Origin of the sequence: Mycobacterium lehmannii (assembly GCF_001499925.1) — a bacterium.
GTDB lineage: Bacteria > Actinomycetota > Actinomycetes > Mycobacteriales > Mycobacteriaceae > Mycobacterium > Mycobacterium lehmannii.
Genome location: NZ_LQIR01000001.1, coordinates 79392 through 100360 on the forward strand (window position 1 = coordinate 79392; position 20969 = coordinate 100360).

General features: G+C 66.8%; 22 protein-coding genes. 12 read left to right on the forward strand and 10 right to left on the reverse strand.

What is annotated here, in order from left to right; genetic code table 11:
• Positions 1-78: 78 nt before the first annotated feature.
• Both AU192_RS00385 and AU192_RS00390 read right to left on the reverse strand, forming a co-directional pair.
• Positions 79-1083 carry an esterase family protein gene (locus AU192_RS00385; RefSeq protein ID WP_064393738.1) on the reverse strand — a complete coding sequence of 335 codons (1005 nt, stop codon included), beginning with the start codon at positions 1081-1083 and terminating at the stop codon, positions 79-81.
• 183 nt (positions 1084-1266) lie between these two features.
• Positions 1267-2535, reverse strand: coding sequence for an alpha-hydroxy acid oxidase (locus tag AU192_RS00390; RefSeq protein WP_133148009.1), 1269 nt, complete (start codon positions 2533-2535; stop codon positions 1267-1269).
• 73 nt (positions 2536-2608) lie between these two features.
• On the opposite strand from AU192_RS00390, the gene AU192_RS00395 reads away from it, so the two are divergent.
• Entirely contained in the window at positions 2609-3070 is a 462-nt protein-coding gene (locus AU192_RS00395) for a DUF1810 domain-containing protein (RefSeq protein WP_068201698.1), read from the forward strand.
• Here the strand turns inward: AU192_RS00395 and AU192_RS00400 are convergent.
• From AU192_RS00400 to AU192_RS00420, 5 genes are read right to left on the reverse strand one after another with little or no spacing between them, the layout of a single operon-like run.
• Positions 3054-4358: an alpha-amylase family protein gene (locus tag AU192_RS00400; protein WP_064393740.1), complete on the reverse strand. Its 1305-nt coding sequence runs from the start codon at positions 4356-4358 to the stop codon at positions 3054-3056. The two genes, AU192_RS00395 and AU192_RS00400, sit on opposite strands and share 17 nt — an antisense overlap.
• A complete protein-coding gene (locus AU192_RS00405; protein WP_064393741.1) occupies positions 4355-4834 on the reverse strand; it encodes a nucleoside deaminase in 480 nt (159 codons plus the stop codon). The genes AU192_RS00400 and AU192_RS00405 overlap by 4 nt, the downstream gene beginning before the upstream one ends.
• 17 nt (positions 4835-4851) lie before the next feature.
• Positions 4852-6534 carry a tetratricopeptide repeat protein gene (locus AU192_RS00410; RefSeq protein ID WP_064393742.1) on the reverse strand — a complete coding sequence of 561 codons (1683 nt, stop codon included), beginning with the start codon at positions 6532-6534 and terminating at the stop codon, positions 4852-4854.
• Entirely contained in the window at positions 6473-7531 is a 1059-nt protein-coding gene (locus AU192_RS00415; protein ID WP_064393743.1) for a hypothetical protein, read from the reverse strand. Before AU192_RS00415 ends, AU192_RS00410 begins: the two co-directional genes overlap by 62 nt.
• Positions 7524-8114, reverse strand: coding sequence for a TetR/AcrR family transcriptional regulator (locus AU192_RS00420; RefSeq protein WP_064393744.1), 591 nt, complete (start codon positions 8112-8114; stop codon positions 7524-7526). The genes AU192_RS00415 and AU192_RS00420 overlap by 8 nt, the downstream gene beginning before the upstream one ends.
• Positions 8115-8351: 237 nt before the next feature.
• Here AU192_RS00420 and AU192_RS00425 point away from each other — a divergent pair, with 237 nt between their 5' ends.
• Positions 8352-8978, forward strand: coding sequence for a PaaI family thioesterase (locus AU192_RS00425; RefSeq protein WP_064393745.1), 627 nt, complete (start codon positions 8352-8354; stop codon positions 8976-8978).
• Here AU192_RS00425 and AU192_RS00430 read toward each other — a convergent pair.
• The gene (locus AU192_RS00430; protein WP_120275371.1) at positions 8950-10896 is read right to left on the reverse strand and encodes an FUSC family protein; all 1947 of its coding nucleotides are present in this window, start codon (positions 10894-10896) and stop codon (positions 8950-8952) included. The two genes, AU192_RS00425 and AU192_RS00430, sit on opposite strands and share 29 nt — an antisense overlap.
• Before the next feature lie 428 nt (positions 10897-11324).
• On the opposite strand from AU192_RS00430, the gene AU192_RS00435 reads away from it, so the two are divergent.
• Genes AU192_RS00435 through AU192_RS00460 form a run of 6 tightly spaced genes read left to right on the forward strand, consistent with a single transcriptional unit; the run spans position 11325 to position 15212 of the window.
• Positions 11325-12161: an SH3-like domain-containing protein gene (locus AU192_RS00435; RefSeq protein ID WP_064393746.1), complete on the forward strand. Its 837-nt coding sequence runs from the start codon at positions 11325-11327 to the stop codon at positions 12159-12161.
• Positions 12158-12871, forward strand: a complete 714-nt coding sequence (gene scnC, locus AU192_RS00440; protein ID WP_064393747.1) for a thiocyanate hydrolase subunit gamma — start codon at positions 12158-12160, stop codon at positions 12869-12871. The genes AU192_RS00435 and scnC overlap by 4 nt, the downstream gene beginning before the upstream one ends.
• The gene (locus AU192_RS00445) at positions 12868-13236 is read left to right on the forward strand and encodes a hypothetical protein (protein WP_064393748.1); all 369 of its coding nucleotides are present in this window, start codon (positions 12868-12870) and stop codon (positions 13234-13236) included. Before scnC ends, AU192_RS00445 begins: the two co-directional genes overlap by 4 nt.
• Before the next feature lie 26 nt (positions 13237-13262).
• The gene (locus AU192_RS00450) at positions 13263-13988 is read left to right on the forward strand and encodes an EthD domain-containing protein (protein WP_064393749.1); all 726 of its coding nucleotides are present in this window, start codon (positions 13263-13265) and stop codon (positions 13986-13988) included.
• The gene (locus AU192_RS00455) at positions 13985-14428 is read left to right on the forward strand and encodes a TIGR03618 family F420-dependent PPOX class oxidoreductase (protein WP_064393750.1); all 444 of its coding nucleotides are present in this window, start codon (positions 13985-13987) and stop codon (positions 14426-14428) included. The genes AU192_RS00450 and AU192_RS00455 overlap by 4 nt, the downstream gene beginning before the upstream one ends.
• Positions 14429-14444: 16 nt before the next feature.
• Positions 14445-15212 carry an enoyl-CoA hydratase/isomerase family protein gene (locus AU192_RS00460; RefSeq protein WP_064393751.1) on the forward strand — a complete coding sequence of 256 codons (768 nt, stop codon included), beginning with the start codon at positions 14445-14447 and terminating at the stop codon, positions 15210-15212.
• Positions 15213-15219: 7 nt separating this feature from the next.
• On the opposite strand, the gene AU192_RS00465 is transcribed toward AU192_RS00460, so the two are convergent.
• Complete coding sequence (locus AU192_RS00465; protein ID WP_064393752.1) at positions 15220-15417, reverse strand: (2Fe-2S)-binding protein; 198 nt, start codon at positions 15415-15417, stop codon at positions 15220-15222.
• Between the two features lie 9 nt (positions 15418-15426).
• A complete protein-coding gene (locus AU192_RS00470; RefSeq protein WP_064393753.1) occupies positions 15427-16059 on the reverse strand; it encodes a hypothetical protein in 633 nt (210 codons plus the stop codon).
• A gap of 241 nt (positions 16060-16300) precedes the next feature.
• Here AU192_RS00470 and bfr point away from each other — a divergent pair, with 241 nt between their 5' ends.
• The 4 genes from bfr (at position 16301) to AU192_RS00490 (ending at position 20960) form a co-directional block, all read left to right on the forward strand.
• Positions 16301-16786, forward strand: coding sequence for a bacterioferritin (gene bfr / locus AU192_RS00475; protein ID WP_064393754.1), 486 nt, complete (start codon positions 16301-16303; stop codon positions 16784-16786).
• Between the two features lie 189 nt (positions 16787-16975).
• On the forward strand, positions 16976-19027 hold the full coding sequence (locus AU192_RS00480; protein WP_064393755.1) for an MDR family MFS transporter: 2052 nt from the start codon (positions 16976-16978) through the stop codon (positions 19025-19027).
• A gap of 61 nt (positions 19028-19088) precedes the next feature.
• On the forward strand, positions 19089-19571 hold the full coding sequence (locus AU192_RS00485; RefSeq protein ID WP_064393756.1) for a carboxymuconolactone decarboxylase family protein: 483 nt from the start codon (positions 19089-19091) through the stop codon (positions 19569-19571).
• 18 nt (positions 19572-19589) lie between these two features.
• Positions 19590-20960, forward strand: a complete 1371-nt coding sequence (locus AU192_RS00490; protein WP_064393757.1) for a type I glutamate--ammonia ligase — start codon at positions 19590-19592, stop codon at positions 20958-20960.
• The last annotated feature ends 9 nt before the right edge of the window (positions 20961-20969 follow it).

Sequence of the window (20969 nt, forward strand, 5' to 3'; positions counted from 1 at the left end):
ACACCCGTAGACGGCAGGAAGCCTGCCGTTCGGGGGAAACGGCAGGCTCCCTGTTGTGGGTGGATCTACGCGGTGCGGTTATGCACTGGCCTGTGCACCCAGCACCCGCTGGATGTCAGGCTTCATCATCTCCAGCTGTTGACCCCAGTAGCCCCAGCTGTGAGTCCCCTGTGGCGGGAAGTTGAACACACCGTTGGTGCCACCCGCGGCGACGTAGTTGTCCTTGAAGGTGACGTTGGTCCGCAAGGTGAACCCTTCGAGGAACTGTGCCGCCATCAGGTTCTGGCCGGCCGTGCCGCCATCGAGATCCGACGGCGTACCTGTGCCGCAGTAGATCCAGATGCGGGTGTTGTTGGCCACCAGCTGGTTGATGTTGACCATCGGGTCGTTGCGCTTCCACGCCGGATCCGACGACGGACCCCACATGCTCTCGGCGTTGTACCCGCCCGCGTCTTGCATCGCGAGACCGATCAGCATCGGCCACCAGCCCTCGGACGGATTGAGGAAGCCCGACAGCGAGGCGGCGTAGATGAACTTCTGCGGGTGGTAGATCGCGTACGTCAGCGCGGTGCTGCCGGCCATCGAAATACCCACCACGGCATTGCCGTTCTGGGACACGCCCCTGTTGGCTTCCAGCCACGCCGGGAGTTCCTGCGTCAGGAACGTCTCCCACTTGTAGGTGTAGTCCTGGCCGTTACCCCGCGACGGCTGGTACCAGTCGGTGTAGAAACTGGACTGCCCGCCGACCGGCATGACGACCGAGAGCCCGGACTGGTAGTACCACTCGAAGGCGGGGGTGTTGATGTCCCAGCCGTTGAAATCGTCCTGGGCACGCAGACCGTCGAGCAGATACACCGCGTGCGGTCCACCGCCCTGGAACTGGACCCGGATATTGCGGTTCATCGCGGGGGAGAACACGTCCAGATACTCGACGGGCAACCCGGGCCGCGAGAACGCACCGGCAGTGGCCGAACCCCCGGCGAAGCCGATCAGTCCGGGCAGCGCCGCCACGGCGAACGCCACCACCGCCATTCGGCGAAACAGTTTTGTACCGGTACCCCGGCACCTCTCCAAAATCTTCATAACGGCAACCAACCCACCTTTCATCGCTTCCACAAGCAATTGCCGTTTGCTGTGCGTGGGTAATGAAACACGTACTCGCACCGCGACTGTCGCCCCGACATGCGGTTGCCACATCGCGGTTGGCTAACGATTACGACTCAGCGAGGACTCACCTGCACCGGAAATCCGCTGTGACCTGTGTGATCAGAGTGACTGAGGAGAAATAGGCGGCGGACTCGCCGCGCCGGGCCGCAGCCGGTGCAGCTGGGTGACGTGCCCCGGGCCGAGCTCGCTCAGCGACGTCACTCCGAGTAGCTGCATTGTCCGTCTGACCTGCTGCGAAAGGATTTCGACGGCCCGGTCGACACCGGCTTCGCCACCGGCCATGAGCCCGTAGAGGTAGGCGCGGCCCACCAGCACGAAGCGCGCACCGAGCGCGACCGCCGCGACGACGTCGGCGCCGGACATCACCCCGGTGTCCAGCAAAATCTCGGTGGCGTCGCCGAGTTCGGCGGCGACACTCGGCAGCACATGGAAGGGCACCGGCGCCCGGTCGAGTTGGCGGCCACCGTGATTGGACAGCACGATGCCGTCCACCCCGAGTCCGACGACGGTCCTGGCGTCATCGAGTGTCTGAATTCCCTTGACCACCAGCTTGTTCGGCCACTGCTTCTTGATCCACACCAGATCGTCGAAGTTCACCTTGGGGTCGAACATGGTGTCGAGATACTCGGCGACGGTGCCCGGCCATCGGTCCAGCGACGCGAACGACAACGGTTCGGTGGTGAGCAGGTCGAACCACCACCGCGGATGGGGAACGGCGTCGAGCACCGTGCGCAACGTCAGCGCCGGCGGGATCGACATGCCGTTGCGGGTGTCGCGGTGGCGGGCCCCTGCGACCGGGACGTCGACGGTCACGAGCAGCGTGTCGTAGCCGGCGGCGGCGGCCCGTTCGACGAGCGCCATCGACCGGTCCCGGTCCTTCCACATGTACAGCTGAAACCAGTTGCGGCCGTGTGGATTAGCCTGCTTGACATCTTCGATCGAGGCGGTGCCCAGCGTCGAGAGCGCGAACGGGATGCCGGCCCGCGCGGCGGCACGGGCGCCCGCGGTCTCGCCCTCGGTGTGCATCAGCCGGGTGAAGCCGGTGGGTGCGATGCCGAAGGGTTGAGCGACGTGCCCGCCGAGCACGGTCGCGCTGGTGTCGACGCTCGACACGTCGCGAAGGATGGTGGGATGAAACTCGATGTCACGGAAAGCTTGTCGTGCACGAGCCAGTGACAGCTCCTCCTCGGCGGCGCCGTCGGTGTAGTCGAAGGCCGCCTTAGGGGTCCGTCGCTTGGCGATTCGGCGCAGGTCCTCGATCGTCAGCGCCGCGGCCAGCCTGCGCTTCGTCGCATTCAACTGCGGCTTCTTGAACTGCAGCAGCGGCGCCAGGTCCTGCGGGCGTGGGATGCGGCGGCGCGTCACGATGGCGCCCCTGCCGGCCTGCCGCTGATAGTTGTCATTGAATCGCACAGGTTAGCTTGTCAGACTGGCCGACGACATGACTAAAGACAGATCGATGTCCGGCGACCCCTTCGACCTGCAGCGCTTCCTCGACGCCCAGGAACGCGTGTACGACGCGGTTCTCGACGAACTGCGCGCCGGCCGTAAGCGCAGCCACTGGATCTGGTTCGTGTTCCCGCAATTGCGCGGGCTCGGCAGGAGCCCGACCGCGCAGCGGTACGGGATCGGCTCCCTCGCCGAGGCCCGGGCCTACCTGGCCCACGGTGTGCTGGGACCGCGCCTGCGGGAGTGCGCGGATCTGGTCGCCCGCAGTGAACAACCATCGGCCGACGGCTTGTTCGGGTGGCCGGACAACCTCAAGGTGCGCTCGTCGATGACCTTGTTCAGTCGCGCCGCCGACAACCCCGATGACCAGGCGCTCTTCGGCCGCGTACTGGCGAAGTACTACGACGGCGAACCCGACCCGCTGACCGTCGAACTGCTCAGTGCGGAGCGATGATCAGCCAGCCGTGGGGTCCGACCTCGTAGGTGGTGACGACCTCGGACGGCGGTGCACCGGAGCCGGCGAGAACTTCACCCCGATCAAATCCGAGGTGGGGCAACGAGATCGCCAGCGGTTCCTCGGCGATGTTGAGCGCGACGATCAACGCCTCGGATCCGGCGCGGCTCTGGTAGACGTACTGGCGGTTGGTCAACAGCAACGGCGATGTACGCGCGGTGTGCAGCCACGCGTGGCGTCGGCGCAGCCCGATCAGAAACTTGTGTAAGCGGAACACGTCTGCGCCGTGTTCGTCGACATCGAGCGGGGGAGTCGCGAACTCGGGTCGCACCGCGTCGTCGCCGCCGAAACGTTCCTCTTTGATTCCCCGGTAGCCGAACTCGTCTCCGGCGTAGACGCTCGGTGTGCCACCGGTCGTCATCTGCAGAACCAAGGCGTGTTCGAGGTGGCGGATGTCGTCGAGTCGGCTGGCGATCCTGGTGACGTCGTGATTGCCGACGAAGGTCGTCGGCACGAACGTATCCAGAAACTCGTTGTGGCGCACCAGCGCCCAGTCCAGCTCATGGAAGTTACCGTCGTTGAGCGCGCTCCACGCGGCCTTCCACAGTTCGTACTGGGTCACCGAGTCGAAGCCCGACGAGCGCACTCGTTGCGCATAGTCGCCGTGGATGATCTCGGCAAGGAAGTACGCGTCGGGGAACTGTTCGCGAACACGCGGGAGCACCTCCGCCCAGAACCGGTCGTCGACCGCGTAGGCGGCGTCGAGACGCCACCCGTCGGCGCCGCGCCGCAGCCAGCGCGTCATCACGTCGACGACGTAGTCGGCCACCGCCGGGTTTCCGTGGTCCAGCGCCACGAGGTCGCCGTGTCCCTCGAACACGTCGACGCGGTCACCTCGAGTGCGCAACCACTCGGTGTGGGCGAAATCGGTTCCGACATGGTTGAACACGCCGTCGAGCAGAATCCGCAGCCCGCGCCGGTGCGCCTCGACGACGAGCGTGCCGAAGTCGTCGTCGTCCCCGAGTCGCGGGTCGATGCGGAGGTGATCGGTGGTGTCGTAGCCGTGGGTGCGTGAGGAGAAGATCGGCCCCAGTGCCAGTCCCGACGCCCCGAGTTCGATCGCGTGGTCAAGCCAGTCGACGATGCGCAGCAGCCGGTGCTCGTCCGGGCTCGGCGGCGGGTCGGCCGGATGCGCACCGACGAAACCGAGCGGGTAGACGTGCCACCAGATGACGTGCTGGACCCAGCCCGGTTCGGAGACGGCCGCGGTGTGCGAGGCATCCGTCACGGCCGGAACTTCGCTTCGTAGAGGGTCTTCATCGCCTCGCGGAACTGCTCGGCGGGCCCGTCCGCCTCGACGCCAGGGGCGATCGTGGTGATCGGCAGCGATACCACCGGCGGTAGCGGCGCATTCCATTCGGCCAGCCATCGGGTCAGCTGCTCCGACGACGCCGCGTACACGATCCGGCCGAGCCCCACCCACGCGTGGGCCGCCGAACACATCGGGCAGTGCTCCCCGGAGGTGTAGACGGTCGCGGCGGCCCGCTCGTCGGGCGTCAGGTTGGCCGCGGCCCAGCGGGCGATCGCGAACTCCGGATGGCGCGTGTGGTCTCCGTCCTTGACGCGGTTGCGGTCCTCGAACAGCGTGCGGCCCGCGTCGTCGACCAGAAGGGAGCCGAACGGCTCGTCGCCGTCCTCCAGCGCTTCACGCGCCAGCTCCGCACAGCGGCCGAGGCGGGCGAGATCGTCATCGCTGATGGCCACACGTCGGAGTCTACGGATCAGTCGCAACAGTCCGGAGAGACGTCCAGCCGACAGGCACAGGAGGCGCGGACCGGGACGTCGGCGCGCGCCGCTGCGAGGGTGAGCTGTTGACCGATGACCGCAGCCTCGGCCTCGCGCCCCAGCCGCTGCAGGCATTCGTGATAGCCGTGCAGGCTCCACACGTTGTTCGGATGCTGGCACGGCCGGGGCAGCGTGGGATCGAGTCCGAGGTCGGCGGCATAGACCGCGGCGGCCTCCTCGACGCGACCCTGTTCGAGCAGCAGGGCGCCGTAGGCGTGACGAGTCGGCTGCATCCAGCCCCATGGCTCGTCGTAGGGCAGCGCGTCGTCGAGTTCGATCGCCCGCCGCAGATGCGCGAACGCCGTGTCGTAGTCCTCTGCGCGGTAGGCGATCTCACCGTCGAGCATCTCACCGGCGATCGCCAGGATGTCGATCACGGTGTTGTTGAACAAATATCGGCTTTCGGGGATGCGGCCGTAGGCTTCTGCGAACGCGTCGCGTTCGGCGCGGGCTTGTTCCTGGTTGCCCGTGGCGGCGTGCGCGACGCCGCGCCCGTAGTGGATCGTCGCGACGGTGCTGCAGTACAGCTGCCGGTCCTCGGGCAGGGGCTGGGCTATCAGGTCGTGCCAACGGCCGAACCTCACCAGCACGTGGGTACGCAGCGGCACGAACGCCTCCAGCCAGTCGGCCATCGGCGGGGACTCGATCGCCAACAGTTCGGGGCTGAGCTGGACGGCCAGCTCATCGGCGGCGGCGAATGCGGCGCGTGAATTGCCCTCGAACATCGCCGAATACACCACGAAGTGCAGGTTGTGCGCTCGGTACAGCGAGTAGAAGTTCAGCGGCCCCTCGTGTTCGACGAACCGCCGATCCACCTGTATCGCCGCCTGATTGGCCACCACCGAGTCGCGGTAGTTGCCGCACAGCACATCGATGTGGCTCGGCATGTGTTGCAGATGGCCGGCATCGGGCACCAGGCCGCGCAGCAGGTCCGCGGCCGGCAGCGCATCCTGCGGGGCCGCCGACATCTCCATCGTGTGCACGTACAGGTGCAGAATGCCGGGGTGGCTGCGGCCCTCCTCGGTAGCGAGCGCGTCGTCGAGAATGCGTTTGGCCGCCACCACACGCGAGCCCGGCGCGGGCTCGCCGGTTCTGGTGTCCCACAACGCCCATGCCGTCACGTTCACCAACGCGTCGGCGGCAAGGGCCTGTACGTCGACATCGTCGGGGTGTGCCTGTGCCAGCGCCGCCATCGAATCGGCGTAGTCTGCGCCACCGGCTTCGAGCGCCTGGGTGTCGTTCGGATCGTCGGTGGGGAAACGGCTCTGCAGCGCGGCGATCAGCCCGCGTTCGACCGGTGCCGCGCGATGGTCGGCGGCCAGATGCAACTCCATCCTGGCGCGTGCCAGCGACGCGGCCGCATCGACGGGATCGAAGGCGTCCCAACCCTTGTTGTAGTTCGGCCCGATCGCGTACGCGATGCCCCAGCGTGCGATCCCCAACCCCGGGTCCAGTTCCAGTGCCCTCTCGAAGCAGCGGATCGCCTCCTCGTGGTTGAACGCGTAGCACCACACCATCCCGCGGTCGAACCACACCTGCGCCTGCGGCGACGGGGTGTCAATCGGCCGGTGATAGGACCCGAGGTCGTAATAGGTCTCGTCGCCGAGCGAGATGCTCATGCACGGCACGATAATTCACCCGCGCAGCGGTGGCGAGGCTTGCGAGCAGACAACCCGCGGCGCCCCATGCCAGCAAGGTGAGCACAGCTGGCTGCGCACCGTTGCCGCCGAAGTAGACGACGCTACGCAAGAGCGAGACCCCGGCGCCCTGCGGGACGATCGCGCTGAAGGTGGCGTAGAACTCCGAGAGCAGTGGCCGGCCGACGGGTCCGGCCGCCGCGGCGTTGCCGATGATCACCAAAAAGCCCGTCAGGGCCAACGAAGCGGCGGCCCCGAATGCCGCGGCAACACCGGTGATCGCCCCGCCGACGGCCATCGCGTACAGCCACAGCGTGCCGAAGACCTGCCAGATGTGCCCGACCAGCGCGTCGAGGACCACATCGACGTAAAGGGTGACGCCGCCCGCGAGCAGCGCCGAGTAGGCGACCAGCGTCGCTGTTCGCAGGGCCAACGTGGCGGGCCTGCGCACCGTGCCCATGAACCTGCCGAGCACCGTCGCGGCGACGGACGCACCGATCGAGAGGAAGATGACCGCGTAGAACTCGACGGTGCCCGACGGGTCGCCGGCGGACGGCGGTGCGACGTCTTCCACAACGGGATGCAGGCCCGCCCTCGAAGCGACCACTTCACCGACGCTTTCTGCCGCGGCTGCCACGCTGCGGCCACCGCCGCCCGCGACGTAGATCGTCATCGCGCCACCGGGATGGACAGCGAACGCCGCGTCGGCATTGCGTTCGTAGACCTGTTGGCGCGCAACGGCTTCGTCGCCGACCTCGATGACTGTCAGCGCGTCATTGCCCCGGACCCCGTCGACGAATCGCTGCGTCCCGGCCACGGCGACGGTCATGTCGTGCAGCGTGGGCTTGGCGAAAGCACCGGAGTAGCTTGCGATCATCGCGATGACGACCAGCGCCATGCCCAACAGCGCCAGCACGGTCGTGCGTACCGCGGTGGGGTCGCGCAGAGGGGAGTGCTCGGGGGCGTGGTGTTTACCCATGGTGTGAGCCTTTCGAGTGGTCGGACATGCCGAGCAGTGCGTTGACGGTGTCCAGCGCCGCACGCACGCGGTCGCTCAGGTCGGTGGCGCTCGGGTCGTCCATCCAGGACCGCAGGACCTCGGTGAAGCCGCCGACAAGGAACCGGGTCACCGCCTCGGGCGCGACGCCGGCGATCGCTGTCACCGCGGGCACGGCAGCGCTGGCCAGCTCGTCGCATGCCGGTGTCAGTTCGGCGCGGAACGCCGCGACGACGCGTTGCGACACGGTGCTGGAGACGACGTGGCGATACGCCGCTCGATGGTCGGCGACGAAGTCGAACAGCCGCAGGATCCGGGCCGGCGCAGCGCCGTCGATATCGGCGGTGGCGGCGGCAAACGCGACGGTGATCGCGGTCGCCACCGCGTCGTCGCGGTCGGTGAAGTGCTGGTAGAAGACCTGCCTGCTGACGCCTGCGCGCGCGACGATGTCGCCGACGGTCAACCCGTCGACCGGTCGCTCGTGCGCGAGCGCGAACGCCGCCTGCCGAAGGCGTGCGCGTACCCGCTCGGCCCGTGGGTCGACGCTGTGTGCGCGTGCTGCCATACGAGCAGCGTAAGACTGTTCATAGACAGGTGACTACGAAAAGATAGGTAATCTAATGCGGGTTGCGACGCCGTTGTGATGCGCGCCTCGCCCTCCCACCCGTTGCATGGCCTCAGCCCACACCCGTGTCCGGTTTCCCGGCTGCGATCCGTACAAGGTTGAGTGCTCGCGCGAAGGTCGGCGCGCAGGCAGACGAGCGATTCGACAACCCCCGCTGGAACGTGTTCTAGTGCTTGCGTGGTGGAGTTCACCGACATCGGCGATGTGTCCCCAGCAGAAATCGACCGGCTGCGTGGTGTCTACGGTCCGCTCGCCGAATCGGTTCGACAGTTGATCGACGCGACGATCCGCACCGAGGTGGACGCCGACACGGTCGCGACGATCCGCAAGCAGATCGACAGTGCGACAGCGGTTCTGCGGTCACGGCAGATCGACGGACCCTTCGGCGTGCGCTTCACCACCGGGGGCGACCGGCTGCCGTGGGGCAACCCGGTGATCGGACTGCGCAACCCGATCGCGCCGCCATTGACCATCGAGCAGGGTGCCGACGGCACGGTCTACACCGATTTCGAACTCGGCGCCGCCTACGAGGGCCCGCCGGGGCATGTGCACGGCGGAATCTCGGCGCTGATCCTCGACCATGTACTCGGCGAGGTCGCCGCCAACTCGATAAACCCAAGGTTCACCGGAACCATCACTCTGCGGTATCTGCGCCCCACCCGCCTCGGGCGCCTGCACGCCGAGGCGACGACCACGAGGTCCGAAGGTATCAAGTCCTATGCGACGGGATACCTCGCCGACGACGAGGGTGTGACGGTGGAAGCCGAGGGTGTGTTCATCGAGCCGAAGTGGGCTCGCGGATAGCGGCGATCCCCGACAAGCTGCGCGTGATGGCGCCGATTTCGGCGACCAGTACGCGGGCGGCGCCGTCGTCACCGGAGAGCGCCTCGGCCTTCTCCCGCACCTGCTGATTGGCCGCGGTCAAGGCCGCGATGTCCACGGTCCACGGTGTGCCCGGATTCGGCGGCGCCCCGCGCAGCGCATCGACGAAATCGTCGACGGCGGCGATGAACTCAGGAGTCAACGTCGGCGGCGGCCGATTGGGCAGGTTGCCCTCCAGCGCCGTGCACGAAATGGTGACCGCGTTCAGCGCGGTGCGGTACGACCGCAACCACCGACGCAGCTCGCGGGACTCCATCCGGGTCGCACCCGATGCGGCTTCGAATCCAGCGCGGGCGCGGTAAGCGTGTTGCCAGGCCGACGAAACGGCGTCGGCCGGGTGATCGAGGGGATGGACGTAAGCCCTGACCACCGTTGCGGCGTAATCGATCTCGGTTTTGAGCAGTTCGCCGGCGCGGTGATGCAACCGGGTCAGCGCGTGGTCGGGCAACGCGACGTGTGCCACGACCGCGAGCCCGCCGCCGACGACGATCGAGAACAACCGGTCCTCGAGCGTCGCGCCGGAGGTGGCGGCGTCGATCTCGAGAAGAAACACCGCGGAAGCCGCCAAGGCGGCGCTGGTGGCGATGTAACCCGTCCTGGTCGCGGCGTACGTGGAGGCGAGGCCCAGCGTCGCAAGTGCGGCGGCGATCAGACCCGTGGGATGAGCCAGCATCACGATCACCGACGCGACGACGACACCCGTGCCGATGCCCGCGAGACGCCCGACGCAGCGGGTATAGGTGTGAGCGGTCTCCGGGCGCAACACCATGAGCACCGTCAGCGCGATCCAGTAACCGTGCGCGACAGGAGCGAGTCGGTCCGCACACGCGGCGACCGCGACCGCCGCGGACAATCGGACGGCGTGACGGAAAAGCGGTGAGGTCAGGGTCATATGGGAGCGGACGGAGGTCAGCGCCCCACGCGCGGGGCTGATCAGGTCAGGCCGATACAGATCGGGAAAACGCAACTCCGCTGCCTCGTGCAGTTGCTGGGAAAGCCGTTTGAGGTCAGGGCTTTCCGGCTCGTCCAGTGCGTCGGCCGCGGCATCCAACCGGACCAGACCGTGCTCGGCGTTACGCCGCGCGACGTGGGTGTGGTCGGCGATCGCGTCGAGCACCTCGGCCGCGGCCGCCAGCAGCCTGGAGACGTCGTCGCGGTCGCCGGCCGGGGTGGCACGCAGCATGCGCAATGTCGCCATGATCCGTTCGGGCAGCCGGTGCCCACCCCGGTACGCCTCGGGCCGGCGGCCCGCCTGGGTGTCGATGAACGCATCGCGCAATGACGGCTTCAGCGTGGCGCCGGCGGATGTCTCCGCATCGTGGGCGAGCCGACGCGCATCCGCGGCCAGCGCCCCGTAGGCATCGGCGAGCGCCTCGCGTTGAGTACGCCATCGCTGCGGCGGCGAGACCGCGATCAACCCCGCCTGCAGCGCGCCGGCGACGATCGTCAGGGCGGTCGGGACGAGCACCGACGACACCGACGGGGACAGCGGCGGCGCGATCGCGAACAGGGCTCCTCCCGCGGCGGCCACCAGACCCGCGTTGTTTCCCACCGCCCACTGCAGGCCTGCCCCGAAGCACCAGACCGCCAGCACCACGATGAACAGGGCGTCGAACGAGGAGAGCAGGGACCCGAGGAAAACCGCCACGCCCATCTGCACGGCGACGACGAGCACTCGTGCGATCCGCCCGCCCGGGCTGTCTTGCAACGCGACTGCGCCCGCGACCGCCCCGGCGCCTGCTACCCAGACAGCCGTTGCCCCGGACTCCCACAGCAACGCGATCGAGGCCATCACCAACACCCCGAGCAGGCTTCTGACCACCGCCCATGGTTCGGGCATGGCCGGCCGGAGGGCATCGATGACCCTGCTGCGGGTGCTCACGTACTCATTCTGACGCTTGTGCACTTCATCGCCGGGACATCACGCGCGTCAATTTTTCGATGTTGCGGGGATGTAACCGGCCACCGTCGTGCAGCCCGGCGCCGATGCCTCAAACCTCATGTGCCACAGCACAAGCCCGACACCGGGGGAGCCGACCACAACCCTCGTCCGATTCGCCTGCGCCGACCGGGTTTCGGCGTTAGAGTCAGCCGACGGGGTAGGGCGACAGCATCGGAGGTGCCGGTGGCGGATATCGCTGTCGCGCGCGAATCGACAGCCGATGACGGTCCGCCGTTCCGCATCGCGAGCACTCCGTCTCATGAGAACCACCGAGTTGAGCCGTGCACGTCGACGGTGGCTCGGCCGGGGCAACGAAGGGAATCGTCATGAGCACGGCGGCCGAGCGAGCAGCTCAACTCGACCTGGTGGCCCGGTTGAAATCGGCCTATCCCGAACTGCCGGATGCGCCGACACCGGATCTGCTCGATCACAACCGGATCACCGCATACCTCAAACCCGTACACGACGTCGGCGGGGAACCGGATGCGCCGATCAAGTACGAGAACAAACAGTACGAGCTCTGGGAGCACATGACGTATGTCATCTGCGAAGTGCTCGCCTGGCGCGGGATCTGGCTTTCCGAAGAACGGCGCCGCATCGGCAACGTCGATGTGGGCCGGGCCGAGTATCTGGGACTGCCGTACTACGGCCGCTGGCTGTTGGCCGTCGCCCGCGTGTTGGTCGAGAAGCACCACATCGGCCTGACCGAATTGAGTGAGCGGATGGCAGAGGTGAAGGCGCGCTACGAGGGCGGGCTGGCCGGCAAAAAGCTGGAAGCCAAGCCGAAGTTCGAAGGCGACGGAGCAGACGTCAAGCGCAACGCCCACCACAAGCACGCGGTGGGCAAAGGCGACCCGCAGGTCTATGCCGGGCAGGCCGGCGAACCGAAGTTCAGAGTCGGCGATACGGTGCTCGTGCGTGAACTCCCGGTGATCTTCTACACCCGCACACCCGAATACGTGCGCGGGGCACGCGGCGAGATCGCGACCGTCGCCTACGAGAGCCCGGCGGCCGAGGACGAGACCTGGGACCGGCCCGCCAAACCGGAATGGTTCTACGTCGTGCGGTTCAACATGTCGGAGTTGTGGCACGGCTACACCGGCACCGGCGACGACGTCATACAGACCGAGATCCCCGAGCACTGGCTGGAGGCCGCCTCATGACAGACCACGATCACGATCACGATCACGATCGCACGGTGGCACCGATGGTCGACGAGATCACCGACTTCGAGGTCCTCGAGATCGCGTTGCGCGAACTGTGCATCGAGAAAGGCATCTTCACCGCCGAGGAGCATCGCCGCTTCACCGAGTTCGCCGAACAGATCGGGCCGACGCCCGCGGCCACGCTGGTCGCCAGGGCATGGCTGGACCCCGAGTTCAAGAAGCTCGCGCTGACCGAACCGATGACCGCCAGCAAGGAGGTCGGCGTCGACTGGATGGAGCCGACCGGATTCGGAACACCCAGCGACTTCACGGCTTTCGAGATCCTGGCCGACACACCCGACGTGCACAACGTGATCGTGTGCGCGCTGTGCTCCTGCTATCCGCGGCCGATCCTGGGCAATTCGCCGGAGTGGTACCGCACGCCCAACTACCGCAGGCGAATGGTGCGCTGGCCGCGTCAGGTGCTGGCGGAGTTCGGTCTGTATCTGCCCGACCAGGTGACTGTTCGCGTGCAGGACTCCAACCAGAAGCACCGCTTCATGGTGATGCCCATGCGTCCCGAGGGGACCGAAGATTGGACCGAAGCGCAACTCGCCGAAATCGTCACGCGTGATTGCCTGATCGGCGTTGCCCTGCCCAAACCCGGCGTCACCACCAACGTCATCACCGACACCCGTCCTGCCGTGCATCCCGCCTCGGAAGCATGAGCGGCACACCGGATCCCGGTATCGAACAGACCACGGTCGCACCGCTTGAGGAGATCGTCGAACGCAATCAGGTCTGGTCGCGGATGGCGGCGAAGTACGGGGTGGAAAACCCTGTGCCGCCCTGGAAGACAAGCCTGGACGGTTTGTGCGACGCGCTCGACCGGGCGGCATGCGAGGCCGACATCCCGGACTTCAAGGCGCGACGCGACGAAGAGGACGTGTTGGCGGCGACGCGCTACGCCCAGTTGCCCTACCCCGAGAGCCAACTGGTGGCGCTGGCGCACTCGCTGGTGGCTCGGGGCGTCATCGACGAGAACGAGCTGAGGCAGCGATTGGCTCGCATCCGCGAGCGGTTGGAAGCCTGAGCGCTGCGACGCGTTAGGTTCGCTTCGTGGAGAAAGTCGTCATCACGTTGCGGGGCGTCGACACCGACGACGCCTGGTGTGCGCGTCTGCATCAACAGGTGGTCCCCGATCTGCTGAACCTCGGCACTGCGGGCCTGACGGTGAATGTGCGCGACGGCGTGGTCCGCGACTCGCTGATGACCCTGACCACGCTGGACCCGCCGGTGGTCGGCTTCGTCAGTCTGTGGACCCAGCAGTCCTACGGCGATCAGGTCACCGCCGCCCTGGCACGACTCCGCCAGGAGGCCGACGACGTGGCCGCCTACCTGGTCACCGAATCGGTCCCCATGGCTCCGCCGGACACCGCGCCGGGGGAGCGGACCGAGGGCTTCGCCAATGTCGCACTTCTGCGCAGACCCGCCGACCTGGACGAGGCGACGTGGTTGACCCGCTGGCACATCGACCACACACCGGTGGCCATCGAGACCCAGTCGACGTTCGGCTACACGCAGAACGCGGTCGTGCGCGCTCTCACGCCGGGCGCGCCGCCGGTGTCGGCGATCGTCGAGGAGTTGTTCCCGTCGGCCGCGCTTTCCGACCTTCATGCGTTCTTCGGAGCGACCGACGACGACGAGTTACGCAGCCGCATGGAACGCATGGTGGCCAGCACGTCGGCATTCGGCGCGAATCGCGACGTCGACACGGTCCCGACCAGTCGCTACGTGTACCGGACGCCGTTCACGAATGTCTTTGTTGCACAAGGAAAGTCATGACCACACTCGACGATGCCGCCGGGCTGGCCGCGCCCGAGAGTGGGCTGGCCGTGGTGGCGACCTTGCGCGCCGACGGCACCATTCAGGCCTCATTGGTCAACGTCGGCAAGCTGGCACATCCGGACACCGGTGCACCGGTGCTCGGCTTCGTCACCTACGGCAGGGTCAAGCTGGCCAACCTCCGTGCCCACCCGCAGCTGGCGGTGACCTTCCGCCGCGGCTGGCAGTGGGCGACCGTGGAGGGCAACGCCGAGCTCGCCGGGCCGGACGATCCTCGACCGTGGCTCACCGAACCCGACAGATTGCGGCTGCTACTGCGGGAGGTGTTCCAAGCCGCGGGCGGAACCCACGACGACTGGGCGGAATACGACCGCGTGATGGCAGAGCAGCGCCGCACCGTGGTACTCGTCGCACCCACTCGGGTCTACAGCAACGGCTAACGCTTAATCTGCTGCGGTGGCTGAAACGACCCTGCGGATCGCCGACGACAACCGGATTCGCACGCTTACCCTGAACCGGCCGGACGTGCTCAACGCGTTCAACGAGGAGTTGTACCTCGCGACCGCGACCGCGCTGAGGGACGCGGCCGCCGACGACGAGGTCGCGGTCGTCCTGCTGACCGGGGAGGGGCGCGCGTTCAGCGCGGGCAACGACCTCAACGAGATGCAAAGGCGCATCACCGATCCCGCGTTCAACGAACAGGGCAGCCACTTCACCACGATGATCGACGCGCTCGCCGATTTCCCCAAACCGCTGATCTGTGCCGTCAACGGCGTCGGCGTCGGCATCGGGGCGACGATCCTCGGCTACGCCGACTTGGTCTTCATGTCGGCCGACGCGCGACTCAAGACGCCGTTCACGAGCCTGGGTGTGGCGCCCGAGGCGGCGTCGTCGTATCTGTTGCCGCGGCTGATCGGTCGGCAGAACGCCGCATGGCTGCTGATGTCATCGGAATGGGTGGACGCGGTCGAGGCGCACCGGATGGGCCTGGCCTGGAAGGTGTGTCCACCCGAGGAGTTGTTGGCCGAGGCGCGCAGGCACGCCGAAGTCCTCGCTTCGCGGCCCATCGCCAGCCTCATGGCGGTCAAGCAGACGATGACGGCACCGACCCGCGAGGGAATCGACGCGGCGACGGCAAGGGAGAACGAACATTTCGCGGTGTTGATGGGCGCGGCGGCGAACGCGAGTGCGCTGGCCGACTTCACCGGCAAACGCGACCAGTGACGCGAGGCTAGTGATTCACCGCTCTGGGCGCCGCGTCGTCGGCTTCGCAGTGCGCCGCGATGATCGCCCGCAGGGTGCGCCGGCACCTCCCGCAGTCGCCACCGGCGCCGCAGGCCTCGGCGACCTGCTTCGACGTCCGGGCGCCGTTGGCCACGCATTCGGTTACGTCGTGGCTGGTGATTCCCATACACAGGCAGACAAACATCGCGCCCCGTCACCCCTGCCCGTCGATGCTCATCAGGTGGGCGAACCGACCGATGAAGTGGCTCGGATACGGACCCAGTCCCGAGTTGGTCATCCACTCCGCGGCCCCGTCCGGGTGATCGATCCACTGCCGGGCGGCGGCTTCATCCTCGATCTCCTGCAGGATCATGACTTCCTGCCCGTCGTCGAGGGCACGGTAGACCCAGATCTTGCGCACCCCGCCGCGCTTGAAGCGTTCGACGCCGTCGTGAATCTTGACCATCAGGGCCGACACGTCCTCGACCGACGACATGACGCCCACGACCACCCGGCCGACGTGATCGGCGGGCGAGGGCGGGTAGAGGTCGATCTTCTCGACCACTTCGCCACCGAAGATCGGCGGGATGTCATCGACGCCGGCGATGTCGAACCACTCGAAAACCGCCGATGACCGAAGGACGTCACGAATTGATCGCGCATTTCGGATTCCAATTGTCACCAGGACGCGGCTGGGCTCCCAGATCGACTCATATACGACGACATGATGCGCACCAATCGACTGCAGATTATCGCGACGCTTTTTGAGCCATTTCCACATTCGCTCGACATCGGCGACGCGAAAGTCGCACGCGAGAATCAATGAGTGCAGATCGTACTGACCCATCGAATCGCCCTGTCTCCCTCGCGGCCTCGGCAACGGTTAGCAGAGTCTAACCTTACTTAGCCTAGGCAGTCCAGAGTAGGCCCCCGATCTGCGCATCGAGGCGCCGCAGCGGTTGACAATTCGGCCGAAAACTCGCCCCACGCAAGCATTAAAGCGAGCTTGCAGGAGGTAACTGCACTAGCGTGGAAGGCGCATCACCGACAGCGAAGCTTGACAAGCCCTCAAGTGCCTAGGAGCGACCATGCAAGGCGATCCGGACGTCCTCAAACTGCTCAACGAGCAATTGACGAGCGAACTCACGGCCATTAATCAGTATTTCCTGCATTCGAAGATGCAGGCGAATTGGGGCTTCACCGAACTCGCCGAATACACGCGCAAAGAGTCCTTCGAAGAAATGAACCACGCGGAGGACATAACCAATCGCATTCTTCTTCTCGACGGGCTGCCGAACTACCAGCGGCTGTTCTCGTTGCGGATCGGCCAGACCCTCCGCGAGCAGTTCGAGGCCGACCTCGCGATCGAGTACGAGGTACTGGAGCGCCTCCGTCCGGGCATCATCATGTGCCGCGAGAAGGGTGACGCGACGTCGGCCACGCTGCTCGAGAAGATCCTCTACAACGAAGAGGAGCACATCGACTACCTCGAGACCCAGCTGCAACTGATGGACAAGCTGGGCGAGGAGCTCTACGCGGCCCAGTGCGTGTCGCGCCCGCCGACCTCGTTGTAGCGCACCCCCTGGCGCGAGCGCTCCCCCTGGCGCGAGCGCACCCTTTGGCGCGAGCGCGCGCGTTTGCACACGACACGCCGCACTTTCACCGCGTTTTGTGCACCCTCGCGGAGGCAACCCTGTCCCGGTGCGTAACTTTCATAGCCTTACTAACGATATGGCTGGAGGGTTCGCATCGGAAGGAAAGCAGTGACGAGTCAGGCCACGACAACGGCCGCCGATCCCGCCGCCGGCGGCACGGTGATCGGCCCACGGCGCCGCAACGCCATTTTCGTCGCGGTGCTGCTCGGGATGCTGCTCGCCGCGCTGGACCAGACGATCGTGGCGACCGCGCTGCCGACAGTGGTCGCGGACCTCGGCGGTGCGGGCCACCAGTCGTGGGTGGTGACGAGCTACCTGCTGGCGTCCACGATCGTCACGGCCGTCGTCGGCAAGCTGGGTGACCTGTTCGGCCGCAAGGCGGTGTTCGGCGCCGCCGTGCTGTTCTTCCTGGCCGGCTCGGTGCTGTGCGGCATGGCCGGTTCGATGACCATGCTCGTCGCGTCCCGGGCGCTGCAGGGCGTCGGCGGAGGCGCCATCATGGTCACCGCGATGGCGTTGATCGGCGAGGTCATCCCGCTGCGCGACCGCGGCCGCTACCAGGGCGCCCTTGGGGCGGTGTTCGGTGTCACCACCGTGATCGGGCCGCTGCTCGGCGGATTCTTCACCGACCATCTCACCTGGCGTTGGGCGTTCTGGATCAACGTGCCGGTCGCGCTGGTGGTGCTCGCCGTCGCTGCGGTGGCGATCCCGCCGCTGGCGAAATCCGGGAAGGCCGTCATCGACTACGCGGGCATCGTGTTCGTCGGACTGGGCGCCTCCGGGCTGACGTTGGCCACGAGCTGGGGTGGCAGCACGTATCCGTGGTCGTCGACCCCCATCATCGCGTTGTTCGTGGGCTCGTTTGCGGCCCTGGCCGTATTCGTCTGGGTGGAACTCCACACCGCCGAACCGATCCTGCCCATCCGGTTGTTCGCCAGCCCGGTGTTCACGGTCTGTTGCATCCTCGGGTTCATCGTGGGCTTCGCGATGCTGGGTGCCTTGACGTTCCTGCCGACCTTCATGCAGTTCGTCAACGGCGTCTCGGCGACGACGTCGGGTCTGCGCACGCTGCCGATGGTCGCGGGCATGCTGATCACCTCGGTCGGCAGCGGCCAGATCGTCGGCCGCACCGGCAGATACCGAATTTTCCCGATCGCGGGCACCGCAACCATGGCGGTGGCGTTCCTGTTGCTGTCCGCCATGGACGCCGCGACGCCGACGTGGCAGCAGTCGCTGTATCTGTTCATCCTCGGCACAGGGATCGGCCTGTGTATGCAGGTGCTCGTGCTCGTCGTGCAGAACACCTCGAACTTCAGCGACCTCGGGGTGGCCACCTCGGGAGTCACCTTCTTCCGCACCATCGGAAGCTCCTTCGGCGCAGCGATTTTCGGCAGCCTGTTCGCCAATTTCCTCGCCAGCCGGATCGGGCCCGCACTGGCCGCCAGCGGTGCTCCGCCGCGCGCAGCGGAGTCGCCGCAGGCGCTTCACATGCTGAGCCCGCAGATGGCCGCGCCGATCGTCGACGCCTACGCCGACTCGCTGGGTCGCGTGTTCCTGTGCGCGGTGCCCGTTGCGGTGGTCGGATTCGTCGTCTCGCTGTTCCTCAAGGAGGTGCAGCTGCGTGAGGTGGAGACCGTGTCGGCGTCCGACTTGGGTGAGGGCTTCGGCATGCCGAGCACCGAGTCGCCCGAGAAAATCCTCGAAGTGGCTGTCGGCCGGCTGTTCCGCGACTCACCGGAGATCCGACTGCGCAGCCTGGCCCGCGAACCCGGCTGCGACCTCGACGTCAGCCAGATGTGGGCGCTGCTTCAGATCTACCGGCAGAACCAGGTATTCGGCTCGGCGACGCTGACCGACATCGCCGAACGGCTCCGCGTGCCGTACGAGATCATCGAGCCGACGTTCGACGATCTGGTGCGACGCGGTCTGGCGCTTCGCACCGGCGAACGGCTCTGGCTGACCCAGAACGGGATTCGGCAGGTCGACGCGATCTCGACGGCGATCGTGGGCCGCATCGTCGAGAAGTTGGCCACCTCGCCGTCCTTCGAAGGACGCCCAGACCGGTTCCAGGTCGAGGCAGCGCTGGAGCGCATCGCGCACCGAATGCTCCTGCAGCGCGACTGGACCGACGACCGCACCCAGCTGGTCACAAGCGGCTGACCGTGCAGGTCCGGAACTAGAACGCGTTCCAATTCGACGTCCGCGGGCGTACGATGCGGCCATGAGTCGAATCGGGGATTTCGCCGACGATGACGCTGCCGCCTGGGTGACGATGTCCCCGGATATCGGTATCGCGATGGCCGGCTTCACCAACGCGGTCTACACGAAGAATCGGCTGCCGATGCGGGTACGCGAACTGGCGCGGATGGTCATCGCCCTGAACAACGAATGTGTGGTGTGCCAGAACACCCGGGACTCCGAAGGTCTCGCAGCCGGCGTCGACGAGGACCTCTACGACCATGCCGCCGAATGGCGAACGTGGCCGGGCTACAGCGCACAGGAGCGGATCGCCGCCGAGTTCGCCGAACGCTTCGCAGGAGACCACACCGGTCTGCGCGACGACGAGAACTTCTGGCAACGCTGCCGCGAGCACTTCTCCGACGAGTTGCTCACGGATCTGGCGCTGTCGTGCGCGATGTGGCTCGGCATGGGCCGCATGCTGCGCACGCTGGACATCGGACAAAGCTGCAAGATCACGCTGTAGGCGGCACCGGGGCGCACAATGGCTGTCGTGAACTCAGGGGCAGCCAAACCGCTCGCGGCGGCGGCGATCGCACAGCTCGAGTCCGACGGGGTCGCCACCCTCATCGGCACGGTTGTCAACCCCGCCGGGCTCACGCTCGCCAAGACGGTGCCGCTGCGCCGGATGGGCACCTTCGCCGAGCCCGGTCTCGGGGCCAGCCCCGTATGGCATGTCTTCGCCATCGACCAGAGCGGAATCGTCTTCGGCGACGATATCGGCGTGGTGGGGGACCAGCGGATCCGCATCGACCTCGCCGCACTACGTATCCTCGGTGACGGATTAGCCTGGGCGCCAGGTAATTTCTTCAACCAAGACGGAACCCCGGACGCCTACTGCAGCCGCGGCGCGCTCGGCCGGGTTGCGGACAGGTTGTCCGATGCGGGAATCAGCACGGTCGTGGGCCATGAGATGGAGTTCGTGCTCGTCGGGCCCGACGGCAGCCGGTTGCCGTCGCACCTGTGGGCCCAATACGGCCTGGCCGGAGTCTTGGAGTTCGAGGGGTTCGTCCGCGATGTAACCGACGCCGCAACCGCATCGGGTGTCGCGATCGAGCAGTTTCACCCCGAGTACGGCGTCAACCAGTTCGAGATCTCGCTGGCCCCCCTGGCGCCGGTTGCGGCTGCCGATGCGCTCGTGCTGATGCGGATCATCATCGGCCGAGTCGCGCGCAGGTACGGGATGCGGGTGAGCCTGTCGCCGGTCCCGTTCGCCGGAGAGGTCGGATCGGGTTCGCATCAGCACTTCTCGATGACGCGTGATGACGCCCCCGTGTTCTCCGACGGAGACGGTGTCAACGGTTTGACACCCGAGGGGGAGTCGGCGGTGGCAGGGTTGCTCGCCGGCCTTCCCGAGGCTCAGGGCGTGCTCGCCGGTTCGCTGTTGTCCGGCCAGCGCATGCAACCCGGCCTCTGGTCAGGGGCTTCGATCTGCTGGGGCACCGAGAACCGCGAGGCGGCAGTGCGTTTCCTGATCGGCGGCGTCAGCAACCCGTCGGGGGCCAACGTCGAGGTCAAGGTCGTCGACCCGTCGGCCAATCCGTATCTGGCGACGGCGGCGATCCTCGGGCTCGCCCTCCACGGGATCGAACGCCGGCTGGCACTACCGCCGGAGACGACGGTCGATCCCGCAATGCTGACCGATGAGCAACGACAGCGCGCCGGCATCGTGATGATGGCCCAGAACCAGGCCGAGGCGATCGACGCGCTCGAGCGCTCCTCGCTGATGCGGTCCGTCCTCGGCGATGCGGTCGTGGATGCCGTGGTCGCGGTGCGCCGCTACGAGCACGATAACTTCGGCGACCTCAGCGCCGAGCAGGCCGCCGAGAAGTTCCGATTAGCCTGGAGCGTCTAGGTTTCCGCG